The organism is Halomonas sp. V046, from assembly GCF_052645355.1.
Genome location: NZ_JBQXYF010000005.1, coordinates 1 through 25,166, shown reverse-complemented (window position 1 = coordinate 25,166; position 25,166 = coordinate 1). Strand labels below are relative to the sequence as shown.

At 61.5% G+C, this 25,166-nt stretch carries 34 protein-coding genes; 30 read left to right on the top strand and 4 right to left on the bottom strand.

The window, feature by feature from the left end:
- The first annotated feature begins 4 nt into the window (after positions 1 to 4).
- The 9 genes from ACUN9Y_RS07765 (at position 5) to ACUN9Y_RS07725 (ending at position 5,213) form a co-directional block, all read left to right on the top strand.
- Positions 5 to 439: a VRR-NUC domain-containing protein gene (locus tag ACUN9Y_RS07765; RefSeq protein WP_445460125.1), complete on the top strand. Its 435-nt coding sequence runs from the start codon at positions 5 to 7 to the stop codon at positions 437 to 439.
- The gene (locus tag ACUN9Y_RS07760) at positions 439 to 915 is read left to right on the top strand and encodes a hypothetical protein (protein ID WP_445460124.1); all 477 of its coding nucleotides are present in this window, start codon (positions 439 to 441) and stop codon (positions 913 to 915) included. The genes ACUN9Y_RS07765 and ACUN9Y_RS07760 overlap by 1 nt, the downstream gene beginning before the upstream one ends.
- Positions 916 to 1,003: 88 nt before the next feature.
- Positions 1,004 to 1,312 (top strand): hypothetical protein, encoded by a 309-nt coding sequence (locus ACUN9Y_RS07755; protein ID WP_445460123.1) that lies wholly within the window; start codon positions 1,004 to 1,006, stop codon positions 1,310 to 1,312.
- A gap of 17 nt (positions 1,313 to 1,329) precedes the next feature.
- A complete protein-coding gene (locus tag ACUN9Y_RS07750) occupies positions 1,330 to 1,731 on the top strand; it encodes a M15 family metallopeptidase (protein ID WP_445460122.1) in 402 nt (133 codons plus the stop codon).
- Complete coding sequence (locus tag ACUN9Y_RS07745; RefSeq protein WP_445460121.1) at positions 1,728 to 1,964, top strand: DUF7940 domain-containing protein; 237 nt, start codon at positions 1,728 to 1,730, stop codon at positions 1,962 to 1,964. The genes ACUN9Y_RS07750 and ACUN9Y_RS07745 overlap by 4 nt, the downstream gene beginning before the upstream one ends.
- On the top strand, positions 1,961 to 2,332 hold the full coding sequence (locus ACUN9Y_RS07740; RefSeq protein WP_445460388.1) for a hypothetical protein: 372 nt from the start codon (positions 1,961 to 1,963) through the stop codon (positions 2,330 to 2,332). Before ACUN9Y_RS07745 ends, ACUN9Y_RS07740 begins: the two co-directional genes overlap by 4 nt.
- Complete coding sequence (lysC, locus tag ACUN9Y_RS07735; protein ID WP_445460120.1) at positions 2,220 to 2,573, top strand: Rz1-like lysis system protein LysC; 354 nt, start codon at positions 2,220 to 2,222, stop codon at positions 2,571 to 2,573. Before ACUN9Y_RS07740 ends, lysC begins: the two co-directional genes overlap by 113 nt.
- A 128-nt stretch (positions 2,574 to 2,701) precedes the next feature.
- Positions 2,702 to 3,220, top strand: coding sequence for a helix-turn-helix domain-containing protein (locus ACUN9Y_RS07730; protein WP_445460119.1), 519 nt, complete (start codon positions 2,702 to 2,704; stop codon positions 3,218 to 3,220).
- Positions 3,204 to 5,213 (top strand): phage terminase large subunit family protein, encoded by a 2,010-nt coding sequence (locus ACUN9Y_RS07725; protein ID WP_445460118.1) that lies wholly within the window; start codon positions 3,204 to 3,206, stop codon positions 5,211 to 5,213. Before ACUN9Y_RS07730 ends, ACUN9Y_RS07725 begins: the two co-directional genes overlap by 17 nt.
- Positions 5,214 to 5,266: 53 nt before the next feature.
- Here the strand turns inward: ACUN9Y_RS07725 and ACUN9Y_RS07720 are convergent, their stop codons facing one another.
- Both ACUN9Y_RS07720 and ACUN9Y_RS07715 read right to left on the bottom strand, forming a co-directional pair.
- On the bottom strand, positions 5,267 to 5,791 hold the full coding sequence (locus tag ACUN9Y_RS07720; protein WP_445460117.1) for a DUF4411 family protein: 525 nt from the start codon (positions 5,789 to 5,791) through the stop codon (positions 5,267 to 5,269).
- On the bottom strand, positions 5,791 to 6,963 hold the full coding sequence (locus ACUN9Y_RS07715; RefSeq protein WP_445460116.1) for an ImmA/IrrE family metallo-endopeptidase: 1,173 nt from the start codon (positions 6,961 to 6,963) through the stop codon (positions 5,791 to 5,793). The genes ACUN9Y_RS07720 and ACUN9Y_RS07715 overlap by 1 nt, the downstream gene beginning before the upstream one ends.
- Positions 6,964 to 7,119: 156 nt before the next feature.
- Here ACUN9Y_RS07715 and ACUN9Y_RS07710 point away from each other — a divergent pair, with 156 nt between their 5' ends.
- From ACUN9Y_RS07710 to ACUN9Y_RS07645, 14 genes are all read left to right on the top strand, one after another.
- Positions 7,120 to 7,665, top strand: coding sequence for a hypothetical protein (locus ACUN9Y_RS07710; RefSeq protein ID WP_445460115.1), 546 nt, complete (start codon positions 7,120 to 7,122; stop codon positions 7,663 to 7,665).
- Positions 7,658 to 9,250, top strand: coding sequence for a phage portal protein (locus ACUN9Y_RS07705; RefSeq protein WP_445460114.1), 1,593 nt, complete (start codon positions 7,658 to 7,660; stop codon positions 9,248 to 9,250). The genes ACUN9Y_RS07710 and ACUN9Y_RS07705 overlap by 8 nt, the downstream gene beginning before the upstream one ends.
- A complete protein-coding gene (locus tag ACUN9Y_RS07700) occupies positions 9,237 to 11,414 on the top strand; it encodes a phage major capsid protein (RefSeq protein ID WP_445460113.1) in 2,178 nt (725 codons plus the stop codon). Before ACUN9Y_RS07705 ends, ACUN9Y_RS07700 begins: the two co-directional genes overlap by 14 nt.
- A gap of 62 nt (positions 11,415 to 11,476) precedes the next feature.
- Positions 11,477 to 11,788, top strand: a complete 312-nt coding sequence (locus ACUN9Y_RS07695; RefSeq protein WP_445460112.1) for a Rho termination factor N-terminal domain-containing protein — start codon at positions 11,477 to 11,479, stop codon at positions 11,786 to 11,788.
- Positions 11,788 to 12,120, top strand: coding sequence for a head-tail joining protein (locus ACUN9Y_RS07690; RefSeq protein ID WP_445460111.1), 333 nt, complete (start codon positions 11,788 to 11,790; stop codon positions 12,118 to 12,120). The genes ACUN9Y_RS07695 and ACUN9Y_RS07690 overlap by 1 nt, the downstream gene beginning before the upstream one ends.
- Entirely contained in the window at positions 12,107 to 12,667 is a 561-nt protein-coding gene (locus tag ACUN9Y_RS07685) for a hypothetical protein (protein ID WP_445460110.1), read from the top strand. Before ACUN9Y_RS07690 ends, ACUN9Y_RS07685 begins: the two co-directional genes overlap by 14 nt.
- Positions 12,668 to 12,669: 2 nt before the next feature.
- A complete protein-coding gene (locus tag ACUN9Y_RS07680) occupies positions 12,670 to 13,227 on the top strand; it encodes a hypothetical protein (protein ID WP_445460109.1) in 558 nt (185 codons plus the stop codon).
- Positions 13,224 to 13,691, top strand: a complete 468-nt coding sequence (locus ACUN9Y_RS07675; RefSeq protein WP_445460108.1) for a phage baseplate assembly protein V — start codon at positions 13,224 to 13,226, stop codon at positions 13,689 to 13,691. Before ACUN9Y_RS07680 ends, ACUN9Y_RS07675 begins: the two co-directional genes overlap by 4 nt.
- 20 nt (positions 13,692 to 13,711) lie before the next feature.
- Positions 13,712 to 14,002 (top strand): PAAR domain-containing protein, encoded by a 291-nt coding sequence (locus ACUN9Y_RS07670; RefSeq protein WP_445460107.1) that lies wholly within the window; start codon positions 13,712 to 13,714, stop codon positions 14,000 to 14,002.
- An 84-nt stretch (positions 14,003 to 14,086) separates the two neighbouring features.
- A complete protein-coding gene (locus ACUN9Y_RS07665) occupies positions 14,087 to 14,425 on the top strand; it encodes a GPW/gp25 family protein (RefSeq protein WP_445460106.1) in 339 nt (112 codons plus the stop codon).
- On the top strand, positions 14,425 to 15,345 hold the full coding sequence (locus ACUN9Y_RS07660; RefSeq protein WP_445460105.1) for a baseplate assembly protein: 921 nt from the start codon (positions 14,425 to 14,427) through the stop codon (positions 15,343 to 15,345). Before ACUN9Y_RS07665 ends, ACUN9Y_RS07660 begins: the two co-directional genes overlap by 1 nt.
- Entirely contained in the window at positions 15,338 to 15,970 is a 633-nt protein-coding gene (locus tag ACUN9Y_RS07655) for a phage tail protein I (RefSeq protein WP_445460104.1), read from the top strand. The genes ACUN9Y_RS07660 and ACUN9Y_RS07655 overlap by 8 nt, the downstream gene beginning before the upstream one ends.
- 24 nt (positions 15,971 to 15,994) lie before the next feature.
- Entirely contained in the window at positions 15,995 to 17,167 is a 1,173-nt protein-coding gene (locus tag ACUN9Y_RS07650) for a phage tail protein (RefSeq protein ID WP_445460103.1), read from the top strand.
- Positions 17,151 to 17,735: a hypothetical protein gene (locus tag ACUN9Y_RS07645; RefSeq protein ID WP_445460102.1), complete on the top strand. Its 585-nt coding sequence runs from the start codon at positions 17,151 to 17,153 to the stop codon at positions 17,733 to 17,735. Before ACUN9Y_RS07650 ends, ACUN9Y_RS07645 begins: the two co-directional genes overlap by 17 nt.
- A 20-nt stretch (positions 17,736 to 17,755) precedes the next feature.
- On the opposite strand, the gene ACUN9Y_RS07640 is transcribed toward ACUN9Y_RS07645, so the two are convergent.
- Positions 17,756 to 18,733, bottom strand: a complete 978-nt coding sequence (locus tag ACUN9Y_RS07640; RefSeq protein WP_445460101.1) for a hypothetical protein — start codon at positions 18,731 to 18,733, stop codon at positions 17,756 to 17,758.
- On the opposite strand from ACUN9Y_RS07640, the gene ACUN9Y_RS07635 reads away from it, so the two are divergent.
- The 7 genes from ACUN9Y_RS07635 to ACUN9Y_RS07605 all read left to right on the top strand — a co-directional run bounded on the left by ACUN9Y_RS07635 (position 18,713) and on the right by ACUN9Y_RS07605 (position 25,042).
- Complete coding sequence (locus ACUN9Y_RS07635; RefSeq protein ID WP_445460100.1) at positions 18,713 to 20,230, top strand: phage tail sheath subtilisin-like domain-containing protein; 1,518 nt, start codon at positions 18,713 to 18,715, stop codon at positions 20,228 to 20,230. The genes ACUN9Y_RS07640 and ACUN9Y_RS07635 overlap by 21 nt on opposite strands.
- On the top strand, positions 20,230 to 20,739 hold the full coding sequence (locus ACUN9Y_RS07630; RefSeq protein ID WP_445460099.1) for a phage major tail tube protein: 510 nt from the start codon (positions 20,230 to 20,232) through the stop codon (positions 20,737 to 20,739). The genes ACUN9Y_RS07635 and ACUN9Y_RS07630 overlap by 1 nt, the downstream gene beginning before the upstream one ends.
- Before the next feature lie 90 nt (positions 20,740 to 20,829).
- Complete coding sequence (locus tag ACUN9Y_RS07625; protein WP_445460098.1) at positions 20,830 to 21,078, top strand: phage tail assembly protein; 249 nt, start codon at positions 20,830 to 20,832, stop codon at positions 21,076 to 21,078.
- A gap of 129 nt (positions 21,079 to 21,207) precedes the next feature.
- Positions 21,208 to 23,694 (top strand): phage tail tape measure protein, encoded by a 2,487-nt coding sequence (locus tag ACUN9Y_RS07620; protein WP_445460097.1) that lies wholly within the window; start codon positions 21,208 to 21,210, stop codon positions 23,692 to 23,694.
- On the top strand, positions 23,684 to 24,100 hold the full coding sequence (locus ACUN9Y_RS07615) for a phage tail protein (RefSeq protein WP_445460096.1): 417 nt from the start codon (positions 23,684 to 23,686) through the stop codon (positions 24,098 to 24,100). Before ACUN9Y_RS07620 ends, ACUN9Y_RS07615 begins: the two co-directional genes overlap by 11 nt.
- Entirely contained in the window at positions 24,069 to 24,284 is a 216-nt protein-coding gene (locus ACUN9Y_RS07610; protein WP_445460095.1) for a tail protein X, read from the top strand. Before ACUN9Y_RS07615 ends, ACUN9Y_RS07610 begins: the two co-directional genes overlap by 32 nt.
- On the top strand, positions 24,275 to 25,042 hold the full coding sequence (locus tag ACUN9Y_RS07605) for a hypothetical protein (protein ID WP_445460094.1): 768 nt from the start codon (positions 24,275 to 24,277) through the stop codon (positions 25,040 to 25,042). Before ACUN9Y_RS07610 ends, ACUN9Y_RS07605 begins: the two co-directional genes overlap by 10 nt.
- Before the next feature lie 27 nt (positions 25,043 to 25,069).
- Here the strand turns inward: ACUN9Y_RS07605 and ACUN9Y_RS07600 are convergent.
- Positions 25,070 to 25,166: IS3 family transposase (locus ACUN9Y_RS07600; RefSeq protein WP_445460375.1), on the bottom strand; the 97-nt coding region annotated here is incomplete at its 5' end.

The window sequence follows — 25,166 nt, the reverse complement described above, 5'->3', positions numbered from 1 at the left end:
CTCCGTGGATTGGGAAGGCCAGGAGCAGGCGGTACTAATCCGCTGGCTCTATGGCGAGAAGATGCGCGGCTCTGCCGTGGGCGAGCTGTACGACGCCATCTACCACGTCCCCAACGGTGGCGCCCGTCACAAGAAAACCGCGTCGGACCTCAAGCGCCAAGGGGTGAAAGCCGGTGTCAGCGACCTGCCTGTCAGGCAGGCCCGCGGCGGTTGGCATGGCCTCTACCTCGAATTTAAGGCAACCCCGCCACGACATGCGTCGCTGGCGCAGAGCCAACGCGACTGGCTTGAGTCGTCGGAAGGCGAGGGCTACTGCGCGGTGCTGGCGCGAGGCTTCGAAGAGGCCAAGGCGGTGCTGAGGGAATACGCAAGCTGGCCCCGCACCCAGGTAGAGGGGCCGCGTCGCGAACTGGTCAACGGCACGGAATGGAGGCGCTGATGCAGACCCAACTGCCGCGAAGCGTGCAGGAAATCGCCGACGTCATCGGACGTCAGCGCGCCCTGTATCTCGTCGGACAACTGCCCAGGACGTACCGGCGCCAGTGGCGGTGCGACCTGTACGTGCCGCAGAAGCTGAAACCGGATCATCGACTGGTTGAGCTGCTGGGGTGGGAGGACGCCAACAAGATGGTCAAGGAGTTCGGCGGGCTGATACTGCAACCGGCTCGTTGTGACTGCGTCGCCCGAGAGTTCAAGTATCGCGCCGTGCGGCAGATGCGGGCGAAGGGAATGAGCGCAAAGGACATATCGGAGCTGACCGGCATTCCATCGCGCACGGTCAGGCACATTCTAGCGGCAACGTCACCCGAGGCGGGTGGGGATACGGGGTGTCAGTCTGCAGCTGACATACCGATAAGTCCTGACACGCAGGGGCAGCGTATCCGCCAAGGAACATCGCATGCCAACACCCATTAGACGGCCTTCGAGACCTATGGCTGAAGCGAATGAGCGCCTGGCACGAGTCGAGACGCATCTATCTCACCTGTCAGAGCAGCAGGACAAGATGTCCGACACCATCGATGCCATCAAGGAATCCAACTTGAGGCTCGCGACAGCCGTAGAGAAGTTTCCCGCCCTGCTGAACGATGTGCTCGCCATTCAGCGGGAATCTGTTGGTCAGGACAAGCGGATCACGCAGCTGGAGCACTGCATCGAGGCCCAGTCGAAGCAGTGGCTTGACCAGACGAAGGTCAATCGACGGGTGGAACAGACCACCTTTCGCATGAACCTGGTCTGGTCGGCGATTGCGGCTCTCTCGGTGGCAGTGATCAGCGCATTGGTGCGGGCCTACATGAACGGCTCGTTCTCATGACGTGGAGGACCGAAGTCGTGACCGAAGTTCATTCCCCCTTCCGCCTGAGCAATCGCAGCCTGAAACGGCTGCAGGGCGTCAACGCGGATCTGGTGATGGTGGTGCGTCGCGCCATCGACATCACCGAGGTCGATTTCGGCGTGACCGAGGGCCTGCGCAGCAAGGAGCGCCAGAAGCGCCTGGTAGCCGCTGGCGCCAGCACCACCATGCGCAGCCGGCACCTGACCGGGCACGCCGTCGATCTGGCGGCCTATCTCGACGGCGACGTGAGCTGGGACTGGCCGCTCTACTACAAGATCGCCGACGCCATGAAAGCCGCCGCCAAGGAGCTGGGCGTACCGATCGAGTGGGGCGGTGACTGGAAGACCTTCAAGGATGGCCCTCACTTCCAACTGCCCTGGGGGAGCTACCCGGCATGACGATCACGACCTGGCGTCGCAACTTCCGGCTGTGGTCGACCCAGCTGTTTGCGGTGATGACCGCGCTCGGCGTCCTCCAGTGGGGGCCGGATGTGGTCGCCAGCCTGACGGCCAGCCTGCCGCTGTGGAAGCCAGTACTGCCCCAGTGGGCCTTTGCCATGACACAGACTGTGCTGGGCCTATCCGGTGTCGTCCTTCGCAACATCAAGCAGCGAGGCGGGGACACATCGTGATCAACGTGCCGCGCCTTGCACTGGTCGGCCTGCTCGCCATCTCAGTGGTGGCGGGCTGTGTGTGGGCTGCACACACCATTACCCGACAGGCCGAGACCATCGGCAATCAGCGGCAACGACTGGCAGCCGCAGATGCGCAGCTCGCCGAGCTTGAGCATGCTGCGGCTGAGGCGGAGAAGGCCCGGCGAGTCGAGGTGACCGCACTCGATAGCGCCTTGGCACAGTATCGCGCCGAGGCAGGCAGGGCGCAGGTGCATGCTAGCCAGTTGCGCCGAGAGCTGGCCACCGAGAGAGGGCGCAATGACGCATTCGATACCTGCATGGGCATGCCTGTGCCTGACGCTATCCTTGACCGGCTGCGCTTCTGATTCCCCACAGCGGGTGGTCATCACCCAGCGAGAGCCGGTCTTGCCCCCCGAGCAATACCTGGTGCCGTGTGAGATCGATGTGGGGGAGGGCACGGTGGCCGAAGTGCTGACCGGGCTTCGGGCCGGCATCGACTGTGAGCGCGCCGACAAGGCCGCTGTTCGTGCCTGGGCCGCCTCGTTCAGTGAACCCTATGGCGAGTCCTCTGAGGCTGCTGTCGGTGGCTCTGCGGCCGCCCAGTGAGGCGTCCAGCGCCGACAGAAAAAATGGGTCCTCCCTGGCACCGGGGCCATGCGGGGGCACCAGTCTCGCGGAAGCTTGCGTGAGCGAGAATTTTCAGTCGCGGTTAATTGTTGTTTTTTGGGAGTGGCATGGCGTTCAAGGGAAAGGGGCGCGAGGTCAACCGCGAAGAGCTCGCCGAGACCTTTGGCGTATCGCTCAATACCATCTCCAGCTGGGTCCGCAATGGCTGCCCCTTCGACCAGAAGGGGCGCCAGGGCAAGCCTTGGAAGTTCAACACCCGGGACGTCAGTGAGTGGCTGCGCGACCAGGCGCGAATGGAGGCCGCCGGCGAAGCGCCCCTCGATGAGTACGATCTGAAACTACGGAAGCTGGCAGCGGAGACCGCCCAGGCGGAGCTCGAGCTGGCGGCGGCGCGAAAGCAGGTGGCACCCATCGAGGAATTCGAGCGTGCCCGGGCTCTGGAAAACGCCACAGTACGCGCCAACGTCATGAACGTCCCCAGTCGAGTGGTCAGCCAACTGATCGGTGAGACCGACGAAGGGCGCTTCAAGCAGATACTGGCGGCCGAGCTCATCCAGGCGCTTGAAGCTGCTGCGGATGCCGATATCGAGCTTGGGGAAGGCGACGACGATGACAGCGCCGATTGAGGCCTCCACACAGTTCAGCAATGCCGTGGGCGTGCTTCGCGCCCTCAAGCGAGCCGCGCGGCACCTGGTACCCCCGGCTCCGCTGAAGCCCAGCGAATGGGCCGAGAAGAATGTTCGCATCCCCGCCGGCAACGCCGTCCCCGGTCCTATCCGTTTCGATAACGCCCCCTACCAGCGCGAACCCATGGATATGGCGGTCCATCCTGGTTGTTACCGCATCTCGCTGATGTGGGGGGCTCAGGTGGGCAAGACTCAGCTGGCACTATGTGTGCAGGGGTACAGCATCGCCCATGAGCCGCGCAGCCAGATGATGATGCAGCCGAGCCAGGGCGACCTGACCACCTGGCTGGAAACCAAGTTCAACCCGATGGTCGATGCCAATCCGGTGCTTCAGCGGCTGTTGCCCAAGCCGCGAAGCCACGAGGGGGTCAACAACCAGCGAATGAAGTCCTACCCCGGCGGCTTCATGATGTTCGCCTGGGCGGGGTCCACCAAGACGATGCGGGGGCGCTCCGCGCCGCTCATCGTGGCCGATGAGGTGGACGGCTACAGCGGTACGGACGAGGGTGATGAGGTCGAGCTGCTGTGGCAGCGGGCCGCGACCTTCGGCGATCAGCGGCTGTTGCTGGAGATCAGCACACCCACCATCAAAGGAGACAGCCGCATCGAGGCGGCCTTCGATCAGGGCGATCAGCGGCACTTCTACGTCGCCTGTCCTCACTGTGACCAACACCAGCGTTTGCGCTGGTCACACGTCCATTGGGACAAGGATGAAGAAGGCCACCATCTGCCGGAGAGCGCCCGCTATATCTGCGATGGGTGCGGTGCGCTATGGAATGACGGCGAGCGCATCGCGGCTATTCGCAGCGCTGAGCGAGTTGGCGCTGGCTGGAAGGCCAGCAAGCCCTTCCGTGGGCATGCCAGTTACCACCTCAACGAGCTGTACAGCTGTTTCCGCCGCTTGCGAGACATCGTTCAGTCCTTTCTGGACAAGAAGGCCAAGGGCGATCTGCAGTCGTTCATCAACGTCAGCCTGGCCGAGACCTACGAGGAGCAGGGTGAGCAGCACAAGGCAAGTGATCTGCTGGCGCGGGTCGAGACGTTTCCGGCACCCGTGCCGATGGGCGGTCTCTACCTGACGGCTGGCGTCGACATGCAGCAGGACCGCCTCGAGGTCGAGACGGTGGCCTGGGGCCTCGGCCAGGAATCTTGGTCCGTCGACTACAAGGTGTTGTGGGGTGATCCGCTGCGTGATGAGGTCTGGCAGGATCTGGACGACTACCTGGCGGAGACCTGGCTGCACGAATCTGGCGCCCAGATGGCGATTGGTGCGTCCTGTCTCGATACCGGCGGCAACAAGGGCTACACCCAGCGAGCCTATGAGTACGTGCGTCGTCGCTCAGGGCGGCGTCTGTTCGCGATCAAAGGGGTTCCGGGCTGGGATCGTCCGGTGGTGATGGCGCCCTCACGCAAGCGCACCGGCAGGAATCAGCGGCGCGTCGACCTGTTCAGCGTCGGCGTGGACGAGGGCAAGCTGACGGTGATGCGGCGGCTGGCGCTGGCCGAGCCTGGCCCTGGCTTCTGTCACTTCCCCAAGGAGCGCGACGAAGAGTGGTATCACCAGCTTACCGCCGAGAAGCTGGTGACCAAGTACGTCAAGGGCGTACCCAAGCGTGAATGGCACCAGACCCGGCCACGTAACGAGGCCCTGGACTGCCGCGTTTACGCCTACGCCGCGCTGCTGATCGCCTCGCCGAACCTGAGCAAGCTGGCCAAGCGCATGGAGAGGGCGCTGGAGAACCTGGCCACCTCATCACGGGAGCGAGCGGGCCCGCCGACCAAGGAGCAGGAGAGCACGCCCGAGACATCAGATGAGACCTCTACCAGCGAAAGTGACGGTGAGGATGGCCCGCAGCCCCGCCGCATCCGCAAGCATTCGCGAGGATCACGAAGCCGGCAGCGCCGCGGCGGTAGTTGGGCGACGAAGTGGTGACAAAACGTTCAGGGTACTGATTGCGTACCGAAAAGCGGTGGTTGGGCATTGCTTCAAATAGTGCTCTTCCAATTTGTCCGAAAATCAAGATCTCGCAGCATTTGGTAGACGTTGCAGCACCTTGCACCTACCGCAGAGCATACATCGGGTACGTGGCGATTTTGCCTTTTTCGACTGGGTTTCGATACTTCGTTTGTGACTACGATCCTGTTCTTAGGGTCAGCTAAAGCATAAGCGACAAGAAATGGATCCATTGCAATTCTATCTAGTTCGACTTCATTGAGGTCGGGAGCATATCCTTCATTAATAACTCTTCCCAGCAGATCTGGGTTGAACTCCTCATCGAGTATTAGGAGTTTTTTTCTCGATCTGTCTTTTGCCCAATTTACATGCTCGGCGTCGTTTCCACCTTTAATTTCTTCATGGATCTCTTTGGGTATCGCTATAGACCCATTCTTTGCATGGAACTCAAGCCAATCCCAAAATTCTGGAACCTTGGAAACTGGATAGTAAAAGTTGTGGGCTGTGATTATGATGTTAGCATCAAGTAAATAAATTTTTTTTCGATCCTCTTGCATCACAGTCCCACCATTTTTGCTACGTTCCCTGGATTCACACCGAGAATTCTTCCCGCTCGCGTCTCAGTAAGTATGCCTTCGTGGATGCCTTTGCTTACAAGATTGACCAAGGCATTTCCTGCCCTATGCTTCTTAGTGTTGTAGAAGTCGCCACCTGATGACTTTTGTTGTTTTTGCTTGTTTTCTTGTTTCGTGGCAAGCCATTGCTCCCGCAGCTGAATGTTGACGTTTTCCCACTCTTCTTTTGAGATGAAGTTTTTTCTAAAAAACCGGTAAGCGATGAGTGAAGTGCTAAGGTTGAGGCTTCTAGCCTCGTTTCTTAGAAAGTTGAAGTATGTTTCTTCACTTTGAGATGCTCTCTCATAGAGAGCATTAGTCTCGTCATCACTAAGCAGGATTCTGCTAGCCACGTCATTACAAAATTGCTCAACCTTGTGTGTGTTTGTTTGAGCACTTATGCCTGATTTTCCAACCCAAAGGTGAACGGCTTCGTGGAGAAGAGTAAAACTCCACGCGGGCTTTGCATCATTCTGATTAATGACTATGAAGGGTGCTACTTTATCGGCAAGTGCGAATCCTCGAAATTCTTTTACACTAATTGTTGAATGGTGACTTCCGAGGTCGCCTATCAATAGAACATATATGCCGGATTCTTCTGCTTTATCCCTCAGATAGCCAAAAGCATTATGCGCATCTCGCTCTCTTCTGTAAGAATCGGTGTCGATTTCTAGGGCGTTCTTTATGTGCTCTGCAGCTTCGTCTATATCTTCCTCAAAATCACCCTTTCCGATAAGATCAATATCTTGGTCTTCTTCACTGTCAACAAGCGTTTCTTTGACAAGGGTTTGCCGAATATAAATATCTCTTATCAGCGCCCTTATGTCCCCTTCATTGGAGCCCTCTTCGCCAGGGAGGCGACGAAAGTCCTCTCCCATTTCAGCATTCTTAGGAGGTTTGGAAAGGAAGAATGCTACGAATGGCCTCCTATAGAGTTGGGCCATTTTCTTGATCTGAGGTAGAGAAGGTGTTCGCTCGCCTGATTCAAAAGCAGCCAACTGCTCATCCGCTGGGGTACGTTGGCTTCCCAGTCCTAGTCCGCGCGCTGCTTGTTCCAAGCTAAGACCAGCAGTCTCTCTTGCCCAAACGAGAACGGCTGGTGTTGCCTTTGCCATGTTGCATCCCCTAGACGCCCATCCGTGTTGTGGTGGGGCATTTCAAGTTTCAGTTCAGTATAACGCGCCTGAGGCAGCGGCAACCACACCCGAGGGATTTCATTGCGTTGGAGTAGAGACTGGGCCCATACCCCGACGCTTTGAAATGGTGACCGTGTGCCTGTCTCCCTGCCTGAACAGATCACCGCTGGCACGACGCTTGACCTCAATCTGACGCTGACTGCGTATCCCGCGCCCACCTGGGCGCTCACCGTGCTGCTGCGCGGACCGTTCTCTCATGATCTGGTCGCCACGCCTAACGGCAACGGCCATCGCCTGTCTTTTGATGCCGCCATCACCGCCACCTGGTCAGCCGGGCGCTACTGGTACAGCGTGCGCGTCACCGACGGGGTCAACGTGTTAGAGGTCGACGCCGGTGAGCTGACCATCAGGCCGGACCTGGCGGCGGTGGCTGATGGCGCTGACCTTCGCAGTCACGCACGCAAAACGCTGGAGGCCATCGAGGCGGTCATCGAGAAGCGGGCGACCAAGGATCAGGAGCGCTACCGCATCAACAACCGGGAGCTCTATCGCACGCCGTTAGCCGATCTGTTGGCGCTGCGCGATCGCTACCGGCGCGAGGTGCGCAACGAAGAGCGCGCCCGCCGTGGCGAATCTCTGCTGGGCCGCAATGTCCTGGTGAGGTTCCCGAATCGTGCTTGATTTCCTGAAGCCGAAAGCGGCGACTGCCGACCGCCAGCCCGAACCGGTTGCCGCACTGGAGCCCAAACCGGTGCCAACGCCGGCTGCCAGGCGCAAACGCTTGTTCTGGCGACCCATCCAGGCGGGACGGTCACTGTTGAATGCCGCCAGGCCCGACCGCCTGACGCAGGACTGGCCAACGACCCCGGTGCCCGCCGACGAGATCATCAGCCGCTATCAGCGGGTAGTGGTGGCCCGCAGCCGTCATGCCTGCGTCAACAACGACTACGTGAAGCACTACCTGCGCCGAGCTCGCCAGAACATCGTCGGGCCGGCGGGCATTCAGCTGCAGGCCCAAGCCAAGGACCCGGACGGCTCCCTGGACTCTCGCGCCAATGACGCCATCGAGACCGGCTGGCGCGATTGGTCGAAACGCCGCAACTGCGACGTGACCGGTAAGCAGTCGCTGGCTGAGATCGAGCGCGCCGCCGTCAGCGGCGCGGTGCGGGATGGCGAGTTCATGATTCGCATCGTCACCGATCGCGATGCCGGGCCCTGGGGCTTCGCTCTGCAGGTGCTCGACCCCCACCGCTGCCCGGTGGATCACGATGTGGAGCGTCTGGGCAACGGGCATTTCGTCCGCCACGGCATCGAGTTCAATCGCTTTGGCCGGCCGATGGCCTTCCACTTCCAGACCCTGGACGCCAGCGAGAAGGATTACAGCATCGGTGGACGCAGTTTCGTGCGCATTCCGGCTGACGACATCATTCACGGCTACCGCTCGGAGATGGTCGGCCAGAAACGTGGGCTGCCCTGGACGGTGACCGCTCTGCTTAGGGCGCAGCACCTGGCAGGCTTTGAGGAGGCGGCCATCGTCAACGCCCGTACCGCAGCGTCCAAGGGTGGATTCTTCCAGTGGCGAGAGGACGCCAGCGCCCCGGACTACGAGGAAGAGCGCGACGAGCCGTTCTACATGGACGCCGAGCCGGGGTCTTTCCAGGAGCTGCCCTACGGGCTCGAGTTCAAGAGCTGGGAACCGCAGTTCCCGTCCGGTGACTATCTGCCTTTCACCAAGCAGCAGCTACGCGGCATGGCCGCGGGCCTTGGCATCACCTATCACGATCTCGCCAACGATCTGGAAGGCGTCAACTTCAGCAGCGTTCGCTCGGGAACCCTGGCCGAGCGGGAAGGCTGGAAGGAGGACCAGGCGTGGCTGATCGAGCAACTCATGCAGCCCCTGTTCGAGCGCTGGTTGCCGTTCGCTCTACTCAAGGGCCTGAAGATTCCGGGTACCAACGGCACCCTGCGTCCGGACCGGCTGGACAAGTACAGCGACGTGATCTGGCAGGGACGGCGCTGGGACTGGGTCGACCCGGACAAGGACAGCAAGGCCGCCGATCGCGACCTGAAGAACACCCTCAAGGCACCCAGCCAGATCATGCGTGAGCGGGGGGATGACCCGCGCCAGGTGTGGCGACAGTTCGCCGACGACATTCAGGCGATGCGAGATGAGGGAATCCCGGAGGCCATCATCCAGGCGGCGATCAGTGGCGCCGCCGCCCCGGCGACGCCAGCAGCAGGAGAGAACAGCGATGAAGGACAGTAAGCCGCCAGAGACGCGCCCACTCAAGCCGGCCGCTTCACCCCGGGTGCTCCCGGAGAAGGCCACTCCCGCCCAGAAGGCGAAGCACCTGTGCAATCGGCTGCTGACACGCAGCGTGACACCCGAACAGATCATGAAGGACGGCCCGGTGACCCGGGTCGCTGAGGTGGCCGAGGTCAGGGCCATCGACGAGGACAAGCGTACCGTCGAGCTCGCGTTCTCCAGCGAAGCCGAGGTCGAGCGGTTTTTCGGTATCGAGGTGCTGTCGCATGACCAAGGGGCCATGCGAACCGAGCGCCTGGAGAATGGCGCCGCACTGCTGATCAACCATGACTGGGATGATCAAGTGGGCGTCGTGGAGTCTGTCAGCATCGGAGCGGACCGCCGGGGGCGGGCTATCGTGCGCTTTGGCAAGGGCGCATGGGCTTCCGAGGTGTGGCAGGACGTGGTCGACGACATCCGTCGGCATGTCAGCGTGGGCTACACCATCCACAGGGTGGAGGTGGAAGAACGCAAGGGCATGCCCGACATGGTGCGCGTGACCGACTGGGAGCCGCACGAGATCAGCATTGTCTCCGTCCCCGCTGACGTCACCGTCGGGGTAGGCAGATCTGTGGGGAAAACGGCGGCAACTACACCCGAGGCCGAGGGCCAGACATCCAGCGAGACTGGGGACCATGGCGCTCGATCCCGCACCCTATCCGATCAACGAGGCACGGATTCCATGAAAGAGAAAATTCTGCGCGATGCCAGTGGCAACCTGGTGCGTGCAAAGGTCGATGACGAAGGCAACATCGTTGAAGTGCTCGAAATGCTCGAGCGTGCCGGTGAAGCCGAAAACAGCGCCCGTTCGGCGGGAGCCCAAGCCGAGCAGAAGCGCGTCAAGGCGCTGATGGACATGGGCCGCCAGTACGGCGAAACCGATCTGGCCATGCAGCATGTGTCCGAGGGCAAGTCGCCGGAAGAGTTGCAGCGCGCGCTACTGGAGAAGTTGAGCCAGGACCGTGGTCAGCAGCGTGGCCTTCAGCACGGAGCTGGCGGCGGTGGCCAGCAACGCACGCCGTCGCTGGGCAACCAGGGAGAAGCGGCACCCCAGTCCGCACAGCTAGGCTTGTCGGACACCGAAGTACGCCGTTACTCGATGATGAATGTCATCCGCGCCTTGGCCAACCCCAACGACCGCCGCGCCCAGGACGCTGCGGCCTTCGAGATGGAGCTGTCCCAAGAGGCAGAACGCCAGTACGGGCGCACCGCGCAAGGCGTGCTGATTCCCCACGATGTGCTGGCGCGGGCCTTCAATGCCGGTGGGGCCGCCGATACCCCGGTCGGGGCACAGACCGGCCAGAATCTGGTGGATACCCAGTACATGGCGGGTTCGTTCATCGACATGCTGCGGAACCGCACCGTGCTGATGCGTCTGGCGACCACCATGACCGGGCTGGTCGGCAACGTCGAGGTACCGAAGCAGACAGGCGGTGCGTCTGCCTACTGGGTAGGCGAGCACGATGATGTTGGAGAGGGGACCCCAGGCATCGGCCAGATCGGTCTGACGCCGAACACCGTGGGCGCCTTCACCGACATCACCCGCCGGCTGATGATGCAATCCACCCCTGACGCTGAAGCCATCGTGCGTCGCGACCTGGCCGCCGCGCTGGCGCTGGCCATCGACCTGGCTGGCTTCTATGGGACCGGTGTGAATCAGCCGACGGGCATTGCCAATGTCAACGGCATTAACGCCGTGGACTTTGCGGGCGCCGCGTCCGGTGGTGGCAGTGCGCTGCCGACCTACGCCGAAGCCGTCCAGATGGAGTCCGAGATCTCCGCTGACAACGCTGACGTCAATGCCATGGCCTACGTGATGGCATCGGGCATGCGCGGCCATTTCAAGACCTCGCAGAAGTTCGATGGCACCAACGGCGCGCCGATCTGGGAGCCCGGCAATACCGTCAACGGCTATCGTGCCGAGGTGACCAACCAGGTGCTGGCGGGAGATCTGTTCTTCGGCAACTTCGCCGATCTGATCATCGGCATGTGGGGCGGTCTGGACCTGAAGGTCGACCCCTACACGCTGAGCAAGTCCGGCGGCACCCGGGTCGTGGCGCTGCAGGATGTCGATACGGCGCTGCGCCGCGTCGAATCGTTTTGCCTGGGCCGTGACGCCAGCTGATCCGCAACCCTAACCGACAGCGGCCCCCTCGATGAGGGGGCTGAACTTAAAGGAAGAGTCCCATGGTGAAGACAGTCGATCTGATCGTGACCAGTGCCATCATGTTCGAGGGTGAGATGGCGCGCAAAGACGATGTGCTCGAAGGGGTGCCTGAGCGGGAAGCCGCCGACTACCTGCGCCGAGGCAAGGCCAAGCTGGCGCCCAACCAGGACCGCCATGACAGCGAGAGCCAGCGCGACCAGCTGGAAGCCCTCAAGGTCGGTGAGCTCAAGGCCGAGGCCGCAGACCTCAATATCGAGGGCCATGCCTCCATGAGCAAGGCGCAGCTGGTCGATGCCATTCTCGCCGTCGCCGTCGATGGTGACGACGACTGATGCCGGCACCGGGCTGGGAGGACCTCGGCGACTTCCTCGATGAAGAGGAGTTCGCCATCGCGGCGGTCATTGAGCTGGCGGACGGCCAGGTGCTGCCGCCGATCAGTGCCATCTTCGATGACCCCTACCTGAATGCCCAGCTGGGCGAGTACCAGATGGACATTCGCCAGCCACGCCTATTGTGCCGTGAATCCGACGTGCTTGCGGTTCGCCGCGGTGCCTACGCCACGGTGAACGGCCGCCGCTATGACGTGCTGACGGCACCGGAGCCCGATGGCACCGGCATGGCTACCGTCATGTTGGGAGAGGATGCCGGCGATGTTGCATTTTGACCTGGAGCCGATCGGCTTCGAGCGCCTGCAGCATGAGCTTGGCGCCTCTGATCGTCAGGTACGCCTCGCCTTCAATCGGGCCCTGAATCGTACCGTCAGCCGTCTGCGCATGCTGTCCAGCAAGGGACTGCAAAGTGAGCTGGGATTGCGACGGGCGGCGGCCATGCGCCGGCGCCTGAAGTCTATCCGTGTGCGTGGGGCCGGCGGGATGACCGAAGCCCGTCTGTGGTACGGGCTCAACGATCTACCGGTCTCCGAATTCAAGGGGCGCGCCCGCAGAACGGCCCAGGGTGCCAGCTTCCAGGGTGGGCCTGTGCGCGGCGACTTTCCCGGTGCCTTCGTGGCCAAACCCGGTGGTGCCGGCCGCCGCACCATTTTCAGTCGCGTCAAGGCTGCCCGCTTGCCGATTTCCGAGGAGACCCTGGCCATCAAGGACAAGGCCGACACCTTTGTGGAAGACCAGGTGTTCGATCAGCTCGAGGACATCCTGTGGCGAGAGTTTCGGCGTGATCTTGAGGCGCGCACCCTGTACTCGGTGGGAGGCTGAGCATGGATCTGGATCCGCAGTGTGATCTCGATGCACTCCATCAGGGCATCGTCGACGCCATCAAGGCCCAGTTTCCCCAACTGGTGACGGTGGAGGACTATCGCGAGGAGAACGATCGCGTGCGTTTGAGAATCCCCGCTTGCCTGATCGAGTTGAGCGAGATGACCCCGTCCGAGGACGATGATGCCGGTACCGATCAACTGCCAGTGCATCTGCGCTTCGAGGCACGCTTGATCCTCGGATTTCGGGAGCGCAAGGCCAAGCGTGCCATTCGTACGCTGGCCGGTACCTTTGCCGCCTGGGTCCACATGAACCAGTTCGAGCGCCCGGTAGAGCCCGCCCAGGTCATGGGGGTCTACCCGGACGACTTCGACCCGGCGCTCGACCAGTTCGAAGTGTGGCGGGTGGAGTGGCAGCACCTGGCGTTCCTCGGCGAATCCGCGTGGAACGGAGTGGATTTCCTGCCGCAGACCGTAATGGTGGGCGTGTCTCCGGACATCGGTACCGAGCACGAGGAGGACTACCAGGACATCACCGACAGCCCGCAGGTGACCCCATGAATGAGGCCTGGCAGTTGAGTGACCTCCGCCGGCGGCTGGCCAATATCGTCCGTCCTGGTGTCATTGACCAGTTGGATACCGGCAATGCCCGTGTTCGCGTGCGAGCAGGAGAGGTGCTGACGGGCTGGCTGCCATGGATGACCACGCGAGCGATGAATGACCGCAGTTGGTGGGCGCCGGAACCCGGCGAGCAGGTCATCGTACTGTCGCCCTCTGGCGAGTTGACCAATGGCTATGTGCTGCCGGCGGTGTTCCAGCAGGAAGCACCGCCGCCAGCCAGCGGTAAGACCATCCACGCGGTGGAGTATGCCGATGGCACCCGGGTACGCCATGATCGAGCTGCCTCCGCCTACAGCGTCGAGGTGCCAGCAGGGGGCCGCATCACGCTCAAGGTCGGCGGCTCGTCCCTGGTCATCGATGACAGCGGCATCCGCCTGTCGGCGCCGCGCATCGACCTGAACTGAAGGCAGCAACGGAGACGACCATGCCGGCCATCACGCGTAAGGGCGATACCTGTACCGGCCACGGCAGCTTTCCTCCTCGGCCCAGCACCACCGGTAGTGGCAGTGTCTTCATCAACGGCATCCCGGTGCATCGCCAGGGTGATGCCTGGGCGGTCCACTGCAACAGTCAGCCGGTATGCCATGGCGGCAGCCTGGCCAGTGGCTCCAGTAGCGTTTACGCCGATGGCAAGCAGATCGGGCGGATCGGTGACCCGGTCAATTGCGGATCCAGCGTTGCCACCGGGAGTCCCGACGTCTTCGCCGGCGGCTGACGCGCCCCGCACCCGGCAACCACACCCGAGGAAGTCCCCCCCAGCCCCCTCCATCATCGCAGTCATCACCACGATCAGGCTGCCATGAACGGAACCAGCGCACACACGGGCAAAACCCTGTCCGGCCTCGACCATCTGCGGCAATCCATCCGCGACATCCTGACCACGCCGATCGGCACCAGGGTGATGCGTCGTGACTACGGTTCGCGACTATTCGAGCTGATTGATAACCCCATGACCCGAGCCACCCTGGTCGACATCTACGCGGCCACGGCGGAAGCCCTGATGGCATGGGAGCCACGCTTGCGTGTGGATAGCGTCACCGCCACCTCGGCGCAGCCTGGCCATATCGTTCTCGAGATCGTGGGCGAATATCTGCCCGATGGCCGACCGGTCACCATTGAAGGCATAGAGGTCACCTGATGCAGCGTTCCTTCAACACTGTCGATCTCTCCCGGCTGCCAGCACCAAACGTCGTCGAGGTTCTGGATTTCGAGGACATCCTGGCCGAGCGAAAGGCCGCATTGCTGGACCTGATCGAAGACGGGCAGCGCGCCGAGGTGGAGGCCACCCTGGCGCTCGAGAGTGAGCCGCTGACCAAGTTGCTCCAGGAAAACGCTTACCGCGAGATGATCTGGCGACAGCGAGTCAACGAGGCGGCGAAGGCCGTGATGCTCGCCTACGCCAAATACGCTGATCTTGATCAGATCGCCGCCAACTTCGAGGTGGAGCGCCTGGTGGTCAGCCCCGGTGATCCGAATGCCACGCCGCCCGTGGCCACCGTGCTGGAGAGCGACGATCAACTGCGTCTGCGCGCCCAGCGGGCCTACGAGGGACTCAGCGTCGCCGGGCCCCGCGGCGCCTACGAGTTTCACGCCCTCAGCGCCGATGGTCGGGTGATGGATGCCAGGGCCACCAGCCCGAGCCCGGCGGTGGCCATCGTCACCCTGCTATCGTCCGAAGGAGATGGTACCGCCAGTCAGGAACTGATCGACCTGGTCGACGCGGCACTCTCCGCCGAGGACATCCGCCCGGTGGGCGATCGCCTCACGGTGCAGTCGGCCACCATCGTCGCCTACAGCGTCGATGCCACCCTCTACGTCTACCCCGGCCCCGAGCAGGAGCCCATCCTGGCCGCCGCCGAGGCCGCCCTTGCCCGATACATCGGCGAACAGCGCCGCCTAGGCCGCGACATTCGGCGCTCCGCGCTGCACGCGGCACTGCACGTCGAAGGCGTACAGCGGGTGGAGCTGACGACCCCGGCGAGCGACGTGGTGCTCGACGTCACCGAGGCCGCTCACTGCACCGGGACCAGCGTGATCATCGGGGGCAGCGATGAGTAGCGCCGAGCGCATCCGCCACCTGCTGCCCTCCAACGGCACCGCCCTGGAGCGTGCTGCCGCCGAGGCACTGGCCAAGATCCAGCGCGTGCCGGTGCCCCTGCGAGATCTGTGGCGCCCCGCGACCTGCCCGGCCCATCTTCTGCCCTACCTGGCCTGGGCCTTCAGCGTCGACCGCTGGGACCCCACCTGGACGGTGGCCACCAAGCGCGGCGTCATCGCCCAGGCGTTCTACGTCCACCGCAAGAAGGGGACCATCTCCGCGCTGCGCCGCGTCGTGGAGCCGCTGGGCTACCTGCTCGAGGTCGTGGAGTGGTGGGAGACCAGCCCCGAGGGAATCCCCGGCACCTTCGCCCTGCGTATCGGCGTGCTCGATACCGGCATCACCGATGGCATGTACCAGGAACTCGAGCGGCTGATCGACGACGCCAAGCCGCTGACTCGTCACGTCACCGGGCTCGATATTGCCGGCGAGACCCGCGGTATCACCTACATCGGCGCTGCCACCTACGACGGCGACCTCACCGAGGTCTATCCCTTCGCCCCCGGTGATATCGAGACCACCAGCCCCTTTTTCATCGGCGCCGGCGTCCACACCATCGACAGCGCCACCGTCTTCCCATTCTGAGGCCGAACATCAGGAGCCCGACCCATGCCCCAGTTCTACACCCTGCTCACCGATACCGGTCAGGCCAAGATCGCCAACGCCGTGGCCCTCGGCACCCAAATCGAGATTACCCAGATGGCCGTCGGGGACGGTGGCGGCAACCCCATCACTCCGGATTCAAGCGCCACCACCCTGGTCAATGAGGTGCGCCGAGCGCCCATCAACGCCGTCCAGACCGACGAAGACAACCCCACCTGGATCACCGTCGAGCAGGTGCTACCGCCCGACGTCGGCGGCTGGACCATTCGCGAAGTCGGCGTGTTCGACGCCGCCGGCGACCTGATCGCCATCGGCAACCTGCCGGAGACCTACAAGCCGGTGCTGGCCGAAGGTTCGAGCCGCACCCAAACCATCCGCGTGGTGATGGAAGTCAGCGACACCGCAGCGGTGACCCTGAAAGTGGATCCCAGTGTGGTGCTCGCGACGCGCGAGTACGTTGATCAGCAGAGACTGGCCCATGAGCAGAGTCGGAATCATCCGGCAGCGACGGAGGTCCAGCAAGGCATGATTAAGAATGCCACCAGTGTGCAAGCAAAAGCGGGCGATGATAACTCGCGGGCGATGACGCCGACGCGCGTGCATGAAGCAATGAGATTTTTCGGCCTCGGTTTGCTCTATGAAAGCACCAGCAGGTTGTCGGATCTAAATAGCGAAATTCGCAGTGGCTTTTACGTGACAGATCCTGGGGCCGCGAATGCGCCTCCCAGCTATGACACTGCCACTACCGGAAGGCTGATTCATAACAACTGGGATGGCACTTCCAATTATGCGCACCAAATATTGATGTCTGCCCAGGCTGGTAATCCGTCTATCCACTATCGCAGAAAAGTGGATGGTGTTTGGTTTTCGTGGACCGAAATTGTTACTGAACAATACATGAAGGGTTCTAGGAATAACCTTACCGGGTATGGGTTTCAAATATTTCCCGGTGGGTTGATTTTTCAATGGGGAAAAAAGCCCGCGGGCAGCGCGTCGAGAAGTGCAAATTTCCCAATACAGTTTCCAAATGGAGTGATAAATGTAGTTCCGTTCGATGACGGATGGATTGAGCCGTCCGCAGGGGCAAAGTGGGGGGCTACAAACAAAACAGCTTCTGGTTTTACTATGCATACAGACCAAGTTTCAGAGGGAGGAGCTTACTATGCTTGGGGGTACTAATTTTTTCTATAATCCTGTGAGCGATTGCTTTCTTCCTTCTAGCCTTCGGCACGCCTACGAACAGGCAGGATCGTGGCCAGAAAGCGCTATTCCTGTGACTGATGAGGAATGGAAAGAGTACGGCGAAAGTGAGCCTCCGGAAGGGATGAGAAGGGGGCATGACGAAAACGGGCGGCCGATATGGGCACCTATCCCACTGCCGCCGCTCGACAACCTCGCTGTACAAGCCCTATCCCGCATCAACTCGGGCTACCAGGCCCAAATGGGCCAGATCCTCAACGACTATCCCCAGGCGGAAACCCTCACGTTCGACAAACAGGAGCGTGAGGCACGTCAGTGGCAATCGGACAACAGCATAGCCACGCCCTACATCGACGCCATGCTGGTCGAGCGCCCTCTGAACAAGGCCGAATTGGTCGGGCGCATCCTGGCCAAGGCCGATGCCTTCACCTTGGCCAGCGGCATGGCCACCGGCAAACGTCAGCGCCTCGAGGATGAAGTGAAGGCTGCCCTGGAAGCCAAGGGCCGCGAGGCTCTTGAAGCAATCACTTGGACGTCTCTGTCTTGACTTAGGAAAAAGTTATGTGGCTAACGGGCAGCACTTTTCTCTTCGCGAGAGTGCTGCGCTTGCCCTATCCTTTCCCATAACCCTGCAGGAATATTTTGACCTTGGTAGTTGCATGGAAAGTTGAGTTTTTTTGATATAATGGTTGCTGCATCGCCATAAGATTCCGAGGATTTTGCATATGCGAGTGCGCATGCCATCGCCACATCAAAATCTCTAGTTTGGTCGCGTATGTGAGGTTCTAAATCTTTTGCATCTTCAATGCAGTTGGCTGTGAATTCTGCAAGATTGTAGATTTTGTGAAGATATTCTTTCCAAAAGTAATCGAAGAACAAGTCTTTTCCAATAGACCTTGGGTATGTGATGCTTCCTTCGCAAAAGAAATCGTGGAGAGGCATTTTTCGAGGAAAGTACTGAGTAGTATAGGCTGGGTATTTTTCTTTCATCACATCGAAGACTATCGAGTGTGTCTCCATGTTTCGAGCATTAATGATTTTCGGTAGTATCTTTTCTACCCTGCTATATGCTTCAATTTTAGTTTGATGCTTGTCTTGCAAGTTTGACTGTTTTTTTTGTAGGAGTATCATGTTGTCTTGTTGCTCTATTAGCTCGCTCTGTTGGTTGAGTGTTTTTATTAGTGCAGCAAGTGTTGCAAATACAATTGCCACTCCAACAGTTCCGGAAATGTAGGTTGAAAAATGGGCCCAGTTGGCTGTTTCTCTCGACCACTCGCTTTCGTGAAAGCGTAACGTATAAGCCCCTAAGGATATTAACGTTGGGGGTAGAACAAGCATGATCCAAAATTTGTATTGGAGTACTTTTTCTCTCATTTTGTACCTTCGAATGATCTGAGCCAGTTTTGCTATCCGATCACGAGAGACTATCCTGCGGCAACCCCACCCGAGGCGATACATAGCCTCCACTGCGATCCTCAAGCCTGACGTCAGCATTTCACCCTGATCAGGCTTGAGGATCGCAGCATGTCCGAGAAATTCTTGCACGGCCCCGAGGTCGTTGAAATCGACTCTGGTCCGCGCCCCATCCAGACCGTCCGGTCGAGCATCATCGGCATTGTGGGTACTGCGCCTGACTCGGCGCCGGCCACTCCCGCGACGCTGACGACTGGCAACGCCACCTTCGACACCGCCATCACTTTCACCGCAGTCAGTGCGGGCTTGGCTGGCAATAACATCAGCATTGCCTTCACCAATCCGGATTCCGCTTCAGCCTCGCTGTCGGTCAGTGTGACGGGCACGGCCATTGTGGTGAACCTCGCAACCGATGCTACCGGCGCCCTAACCAGTACCGCCAGCGACGTGGTAACCGCCATCAATGGCAGTGCCGAGGCGGCGGCCCTAGTGACCGCGGCGAGCGCTGTGGGCAGTGACGGTAGTGGCGTGGTGCTGGCGCTCAAGCGCACTTTGCTGACTGGCGGCGCCGCCGAGCCGTTCCCGCTGAACGTCCCGAGCCTGGTGGCAGGAAGCCGTGCCGAGGCGGCAGCCCTGGGCTCCAGGGGAACCTTGCCCCAGGCACTGGAAGGCATCTTCGATCAGGCCGGGGCCGTGGTCATCGTCGTCCGGGTGGAAGAGGGCGCCGATGAAGATGCCACCATGGCCAATATCATTGGCGGAGTGAACGCGACCACGGGGCAGTTTGAGGGGCTTCACGCCCTGGCTGGCGCCAAGTCCGTGGTGGGTTTTCAGCCTCGCATTCTGTGTACGCCAGGCTTTTCCCACCAGCGGCCCGAGGGCTTCGCCAATCCGGTAGTGGCCGAGGCGCTGGGGATCGCCGAACGTCTGCGGGCGGTGTTCATCGCCGACGGCCCCAACACCACCGACGACGCGGCTCAGGCGTATGCCGCCGACTGGGGCAGTCCCCGGGTCTACATGGTGGACCCCTGGGTCATGGTCAGCATCGACGGTGAGATCGTCAGTGAACCCCCCAGCGCCCGCGTAGCTGGCCTGATCGCCAAAATCGACAACGACCGCGGTTTCTGGTGGTCGCCTTCGAACAATGTGATCAACGGCATCATCGGTACCGCTCGGCCCGTCGACTTCACCCTGGGTGATGCCAACAGTCGCGCCAACCTGCTCAACGAGCGAGGCATTGCCACCGTCATCAACCAGGACGGCTATCGCCTGTGGGGCAACCGAACCCTGACGGACGACACCAAGTGGATCTTCCTATCGGTGCGGCGCACGGCCGACATCATCAACGACAGCATCCTGCGCGCCCACCTGTGGGCCGTGGACCGCAACATCACCAAGACCTATGTCGAGGACGTGGAAGAGGGCGTCAACGACTACATCGCCCGCCTGAAGGCCTTGGGGGCGGTGCTGGGGGGGCGTTGCTGGGCAGATCCTGATCTGAACACGCCGGCCAATGTCCAGCTCGGCAAGGTCTACTTCAACTTCGACTTCACGCCCCCGTATCCGGCGGAGCACATCACGTTCCGTTCGCTGCTGGTCAACGACTACATCGAAGAGGTGTTCGAGTAATGGCTTCTCCGCGCAACGTACTTCGCAACTGCACCATCAACGTGGATGGTCGCGGCTACGCCGGGCAGGTCGAGGAGCTGATGCTGCCGGTGCTTGAGGCGACCGTCGAGGACTTCCGTGGCGGCGGCATGGATGGCCCGATTGGGATACAGATGGGGATGGAGAAGCTCACCTCTTCTTTCTCGCTGATCTCCTTTGATCGGGACGTGCTGGCGCTGTTCGGGATGGTGGAAAGCTCGACCATCCCGCTGACCGTCCGTGGGCATCTGCAGTCGTTCAACAACGACACCCAGCGGGCGGTGGCCCGCCTTCGTGGGCAGATCCGCAAGATGGACCCCGGCACCTGGAAGCCAGGCCAGAAGCCGACACTGAGCATCGAGCTTGACCTGGTGCGCTACAGCCTGGCCGTTGGCGGAGAGACGGTGCATAACATCGACGTCGAGAACTCCATCCGGATAGTGAACGGCTTCGACCAGCTCGAGGAGATGCGCAACTCCCTCGGCATCTGACGCGGCATCTTGGCTCCGAATGGGGCCGTTACCCTCTACTCAGCTCTACCTCTCTTTCCAACATGGTGCGATATGGCCAAGAAAACCGACGTGTATTCCGAGACTACCGACATCAGCCTGTCCAAGGGCATCGATATCGATGGCGCCAGGGTTCAGACCATCACCATGCGTGAGCCGACCGTGGCCGATCAGTTGGCCGTCGACGGCATCAAGGGCAACGCCCTGCGCGAGATCACCTTCTTCGCGAATCTGTGTGACCTCACGCCGGAAGACATCAAGCAGCTCCCGCTCCGTGACTATCGGAAGCTGGCGGAAGCCTTCGGGGGGTTTACCGAATAGCGCCCGTCGACGTCCGGCGTGGCGTCCTGGCGCTGGCCTCCTATACCGGCTGGGGGGAAGGGGAAATTCTGAACATGCCGTCGTCCCGCTTCTGTTGGTGGATAGACGGATTGCCGAAGCGAGACCAGGATGGCTAATCAGAAGCTCAACGCGACAATCCAGATCGGCGGCACCGTCCAGCGATCCTTCACCAGTGCCATCGGCCGTACCAAGGGCAAACTGGGCGAACTGGGCACGGCCATCGCCCAGGCAGAGAACCGCCAGCGGACCCTGGCGCGCTCAATCAGCACCTTCGGACGTGAAGGGCGCAATGTCGACGGCATGCGCCGGCGATACACCGAACTCGGTGACGAGATCGACCGCCTGCGGGTGAAGCAGCAACGCTTGTCACGGATGAAGACATCGCGCGATGCCAACCTCGAGCGCAGAGGCGAGCTGGGTGGCCACTTGTTTGGCGTGGCCGTCGCAGGTGCCGCCATGGGTGCACCTATTCGCGCCGCGATGAACTTCGAGGCGGCGATGAGTCGCGTTGGCGCCGTCTCTCGCGCCAATGATGAACAACTGGCACGGCTCACATCAACTGCCCGCGGGCTGGGGGCCACTACCGAGTGGTCGGCCAGCCAGGCCGCTGAGGGTATGCAGTTTCTGTCGATGGCGGGCTTCAGCGTCGACGAGACGGTTTCCGCCATGCCGGGCATGCTCAACCTGGCCAGCGCCGCTGGCGCCGACCTTGGCCGAACCGCCGACATCACGTCCAACATCCTGCGACAGTTCGGCATGGAGGCCGATGAAACGGGTCGCCTGGGGGACGTTCTCACCAATGCCTTTACGACCTCCAATACCACCCTGGAATCCTTGGGCCTGACGATGAGCTACGTCGGCCCGGTAGCCGCCGCCGCTGGTGCAGACATAGAACAGGTGGCGGCCATGGCCGGCAAGCTCGGTGACGCGGGCATCCAGGGCGAGAAGGCCGGTACTGCCTTGCGAGCGATGTTCTCCCGCCTGCAGGATCCGCCAAAGGAGGCTGGCGCGATCCTTCAGGGCCTGGGCGTTTCGATCGAGAACGCCAACGGCGATATGCGCGACATGTCGGACATCCTCGCCGATATGGACACCGCCATGGCGGGGATGGGAAGTGTTGCCCGTAGCGAGATCCTGTCGACGGTGTTCGGCCTGGAGTCGCTGAGCGCTGCTCATGTGCTGATGGCCGATGCGGCCAGCGGCGCCTTGGACGAGTACGAGGACTCCCTGCATAAGGCGGGGACCTCCGCCGAGGTTGCGGCCAAGCAGAACGACAATGCCCGGGGCATGGTCAAGCAGCTGGGCTCGGCCCTCGAATCGCTGGCCATCTCTGTCGGTAACATCCTGCTGCCCGCCTTCACCGACAGCGGCAACGCCCTGGCTGGGATGATCCGCTCGGTGGATACGCTGATCCAGGAGTATCCGCTGCTGGCGAAGGCAGTTGTCGGAGGTACTGGTGCAGTGGTCAGCGCCACGGCAGCGGCTGTGGTGGGCGGCTACGCCTATACCTTCCTCAAGGGCGGCCTGCTGCGAACCAAGGAGGCCTATTACGCCGTGGGTGATGCGGCGAAGTGGGCGGTGGGCAAGATCCGGGCGGTGTCACTGGCCTCATTGCTGAACCCTGTGGGCCTTGCCATTGCAGCCATCGGTGTTGCGGTCGCTGGCGCCGCTATCTTGATTCATCGCTATTGGGCCCCCCTGACGGCGTTCTTCAGCGAGCTGTGGTCGAGCATCGAGTATTCGACGCGGCCCGCCCAGCGCGCCTTCGATCGAGTCAAGGAGGCCATGGCGCCGATCGGCAATGCCATCGGCGGTGTGATCGAGTGGGTGGAACGTATGGTCAGTCCCACCACCCACGCGGGAGATACCTTCGTCGCCTTCGCTGATGCGGGTGAGACGGCTGGCCGGGTGATTGGCTGGGCCATCAATCTGGCCGCTTGGCAGATCGAGACTGCCGTGGACGTGATCAAGTTCGCATTGCGTTGGAACCCCATCGCCATCGTGACTCGCAACTGGGAGCCCATCCGGGATTTCTTCACCGAACTCGGGGAGGACATGAAGGCGGCCATCGGCGATGCCGTCGCCTGGATAGGTGAGAGGTTCGAGTCGATTCAGAACAAGTGGAATGCTTTCAAGGATTTCCTGGGGGTGGGGGAGTCGGCGGTGGCTTCCCGGGAGCTCAGCCATTCACTGGCCAGCACGGAAGCACCAAGCACGGCGAGCGGAGTCAACGACCTGCCGTTGCCGCCGGATGGCTTTGGTACCGCCTCCATGGTGATTCCTGACATGGCACCGCGTGGCGGCTCCACCACCCGGGAGCTCGGCCACTCCCTGGCTAGTACGGAGGCGCCGAGTACGGCGAGCGGAGTCAACGACTTGCCGTTGCCGCCGGATGGCCTGGGTACCGCTTCCATGGTGATTCCTGACGTGGCACCGCGTGGCGGCTCCACCACCAGCGTTCGCACTCAGGACACCTACGAGATCAACGTTCACCAGCAACCAGGTGAAGACAGCGTCGACTTTGCCGACCGTGTTGCCGACCGCATTCAGCAGAAGCAGCAGCAGAGCCTGCGTGGAGCGCTCCATGATCACTGACGTCATGATGAGACTTGGGCCCTACGTATTCAGCGTATCGACGGCGGCCTACCAGACACTCAGCCGCACGACAGAATACCGGTGGGGAGTACAGGAGCGGATCGGCCAGCGCGAAGCACTGCAGTTCGTTGGCCCTGGGAAGGATGTCATCTCGCTGCCCGGGGTGATCTACCCGAAGTACCGTGGCGGATTCGGTCAGCTCAACGAGATGCGATCACTTGCCGCGACAGGCCAGCCACTGCTGATGGTCGCCGGCACAGGGCGGCTGTTGGGGCGCTGGTGCATCGAGAGCATCACCGAGACCCAATCGGTGTTCCTCGGTGCCGGCCTGCCGAGAAAACAGGCATTCACCCTCAAGCTGAGGAAGTACGACGATGGCGCAAGTCTACAGCTCCCGAGACGGTGACACCGTGGACCTAGTGGTCTGGCGCTACTACGGACGCCAGGACGCGCGGCTGACGGAGCAGGTGCTGGAAGCGAACCGGCACCTGGCGGACACCGGCCCACTGCTGCCGGCGGGGATCCGCATCATCCTGCCCGATGTGGAGCACGTTGCCGAAGTGAGGGCAGGGGTCAGCCTATGGAACTGAACGTCCGCCCCTCCTACCGCATCGAGGCCAACGAGCAGGACATCACCGACATGATCGCTGATCGGTTGGTGAGCATGAATATCATCGACGCCACTGGACTGAAGTCAGATAGCGTGGATATCACCCTGGCCAATCACGACTCCCTGAACCCCTTGAAGCTGCCGCCGGTTGGCGCCGAACTGCGTGTGTCGATCGGCTATGACGGCGTGGTGGTCGACAAGGGCCTATTCGTGGTGGACGAGCTCAACCTGGCGGGACCGCCTGATCGACTTACCATCGTGGCCAGGGCTACGCCTCAGTCGGTCAGTGAATCGGGGGAGGGCTCCACTCGGGAAGCGTTGCAGACGCAGAAGACCCGCCCCTGGGAGAGCGGTACGACGCTCGGCGGCATGGTGTCGCTGATCGCCGAAGAGCACGGCCTTGAAGCAGCCGTCGCGGCCAGCCTGGGGGCGGTCGTGCTGCCACACATCGACCAGGTCAGCGAATCCGACATCAACCTGCTGACCCGGATAGCCAGGGATTATGACGCCATCGCCAAGCCTGCGGGCGGCAAGTTGCTGCTGGCGCGCAGGGGAGAGTCGATAACCGCGGGCGGTGGGCAGGCGTTGCCGATCATCGAGCTGGCGCCCGCCGAGGTGACGCAGTGGACCGTGACCCTGGCACAGCGGGTGATCGTGGGAAGCGTCGAGGCCACTTGGTGGAACCAGACTCTGGCGAGGGAAGAGACCGTCACCCTGGGTGAGGGGAAGCCACTGTGATCTTACCCAGCAATCGTGGACACCGATCTAAGCGATCATTCGAACCTCGAAGGCCTCAGGGCTGATCATCCCAATCGCACTGTGTCGGCGCTGCCGGTTGTAGTCGACCTCGATATACTCGAAT

Coding starts and splice junctions, on each gene's coding strand:
- ACUN9Y_RS07760 (WP_445460124.1), top strand. CDS start 439: ATGCAGACCCAACTGCCGCGAAGCGTGCAGGAAATCGCCGACGTCATC.
- ACUN9Y_RS07755 (WP_445460123.1), top strand. CDS start 1,004: ATGTCCGACACCATCGATGCCATCAAGGAATCCAACTTGAGGCTCGCG.
- ACUN9Y_RS07745 (WP_445460121.1), top strand. CDS start 1,728: ATGACGATCACGACCTGGCGTCGCAACTTCCGGCTGTGGTCGACCCAG.
- lysC (WP_445460120.1), top strand. CDS start 2,220: ATGCTAGCCAGTTGCGCCGAGAGCTGGCCACCGAGAGAGGGCGCAATG.
- ACUN9Y_RS07730 (WP_445460119.1), top strand. CDS start 2,702: ATGGCGTTCAAGGGAAAGGGGCGCGAGGTCAACCGCGAAGAGCTCGCC.
- ACUN9Y_RS07725 (WP_445460118.1), top strand. CDS start 3,204: ATGACAGCGCCGATTGAGGCCTCCACACAGTTCAGCAATGCCGTGGGC.
- ACUN9Y_RS07720 (WP_445460117.1), bottom strand. CDS start 5,791: ATGCAAGAGGATCGAAAAAAAATTTATTTACTTGATGCTAACATCATA.
- ACUN9Y_RS07715 (WP_445460116.1), bottom strand. CDS start 6,963: ATGGCAAAGGCAACACCAGCCGTTCTCGTTTGGGCAAGAGAGACTGCT.
- ACUN9Y_RS07700 (WP_445460113.1), top strand. CDS start 9,237: ATGAAGGACAGTAAGCCGCCAGAGACGCGCCCACTCAAGCCGGCCGCT.
- ACUN9Y_RS07695 (WP_445460112.1), top strand. CDS start 11,477: ATGGTGAAGACAGTCGATCTGATCGTGACCAGTGCCATCATGTTCGAG.
- ACUN9Y_RS07690 (WP_445460111.1), top strand. CDS start 11,788: ATGCCGGCACCGGGCTGGGAGGACCTCGGCGACTTCCTCGATGAAGAG.
- ACUN9Y_RS07685 (WP_445460110.1), top strand. CDS start 12,107: ATGTTGCATTTTGACCTGGAGCCGATCGGCTTCGAGCGCCTGCAGCAT.
- ACUN9Y_RS07680 (WP_445460109.1), top strand. CDS start 12,670: ATGGATCTGGATCCGCAGTGTGATCTCGATGCACTCCATCAGGGCATC.
- ACUN9Y_RS07675 (WP_445460108.1), top strand. CDS start 13,224: ATGAATGAGGCCTGGCAGTTGAGTGACCTCCGCCGGCGGCTGGCCAAT.
- ACUN9Y_RS07670 (WP_445460107.1), top strand. CDS start 13,712: ATGCCGGCCATCACGCGTAAGGGCGATACCTGTACCGGCCACGGCAGC.
- ACUN9Y_RS07665 (WP_445460106.1), top strand. CDS start 14,087: ATGAACGGAACCAGCGCACACACGGGCAAAACCCTGTCCGGCCTCGAC.
- ACUN9Y_RS07660 (WP_445460105.1), top strand. CDS start 14,425: ATGCAGCGTTCCTTCAACACTGTCGATCTCTCCCGGCTGCCAGCACCA.
- ACUN9Y_RS07655 (WP_445460104.1), top strand. CDS start 15,338: ATGAGTAGCGCCGAGCGCATCCGCCACCTGCTGCCCTCCAACGGCACC.
- ACUN9Y_RS07650 (WP_445460103.1), top strand. CDS start 15,995: ATGCCCCAGTTCTACACCCTGCTCACCGATACCGGTCAGGCCAAGATC.
- ACUN9Y_RS07645 (WP_445460102.1), top strand. CDS start 17,151: ATGCTTGGGGGTACTAATTTTTTCTATAATCCTGTGAGCGATTGCTTT.
- ACUN9Y_RS07635 (WP_445460100.1), top strand. CDS start 18,713: ATGTCCGAGAAATTCTTGCACGGCCCCGAGGTCGTTGAAATCGACTCT.
- ACUN9Y_RS07630 (WP_445460099.1), top strand. CDS start 20,230: ATGGCTTCTCCGCGCAACGTACTTCGCAACTGCACCATCAACGTGGAT.
- ACUN9Y_RS07620 (WP_445460097.1), top strand. CDS start 21,208: ATGGCTAATCAGAAGCTCAACGCGACAATCCAGATCGGCGGCACCGTC.
- ACUN9Y_RS07615 (WP_445460096.1), top strand. CDS start 23,684: ATGATCACTGACGTCATGATGAGACTTGGGCCCTACGTATTCAGCGTA.
- ACUN9Y_RS07610 (WP_445460095.1), top strand. CDS start 24,069: ATGGCGCAAGTCTACAGCTCCCGAGACGGTGACACCGTGGACCTAGTG.
- ACUN9Y_RS07605 (WP_445460094.1), top strand. CDS start 24,275: ATGGAACTGAACGTCCGCCCCTCCTACCGCATCGAGGCCAACGAGCAG.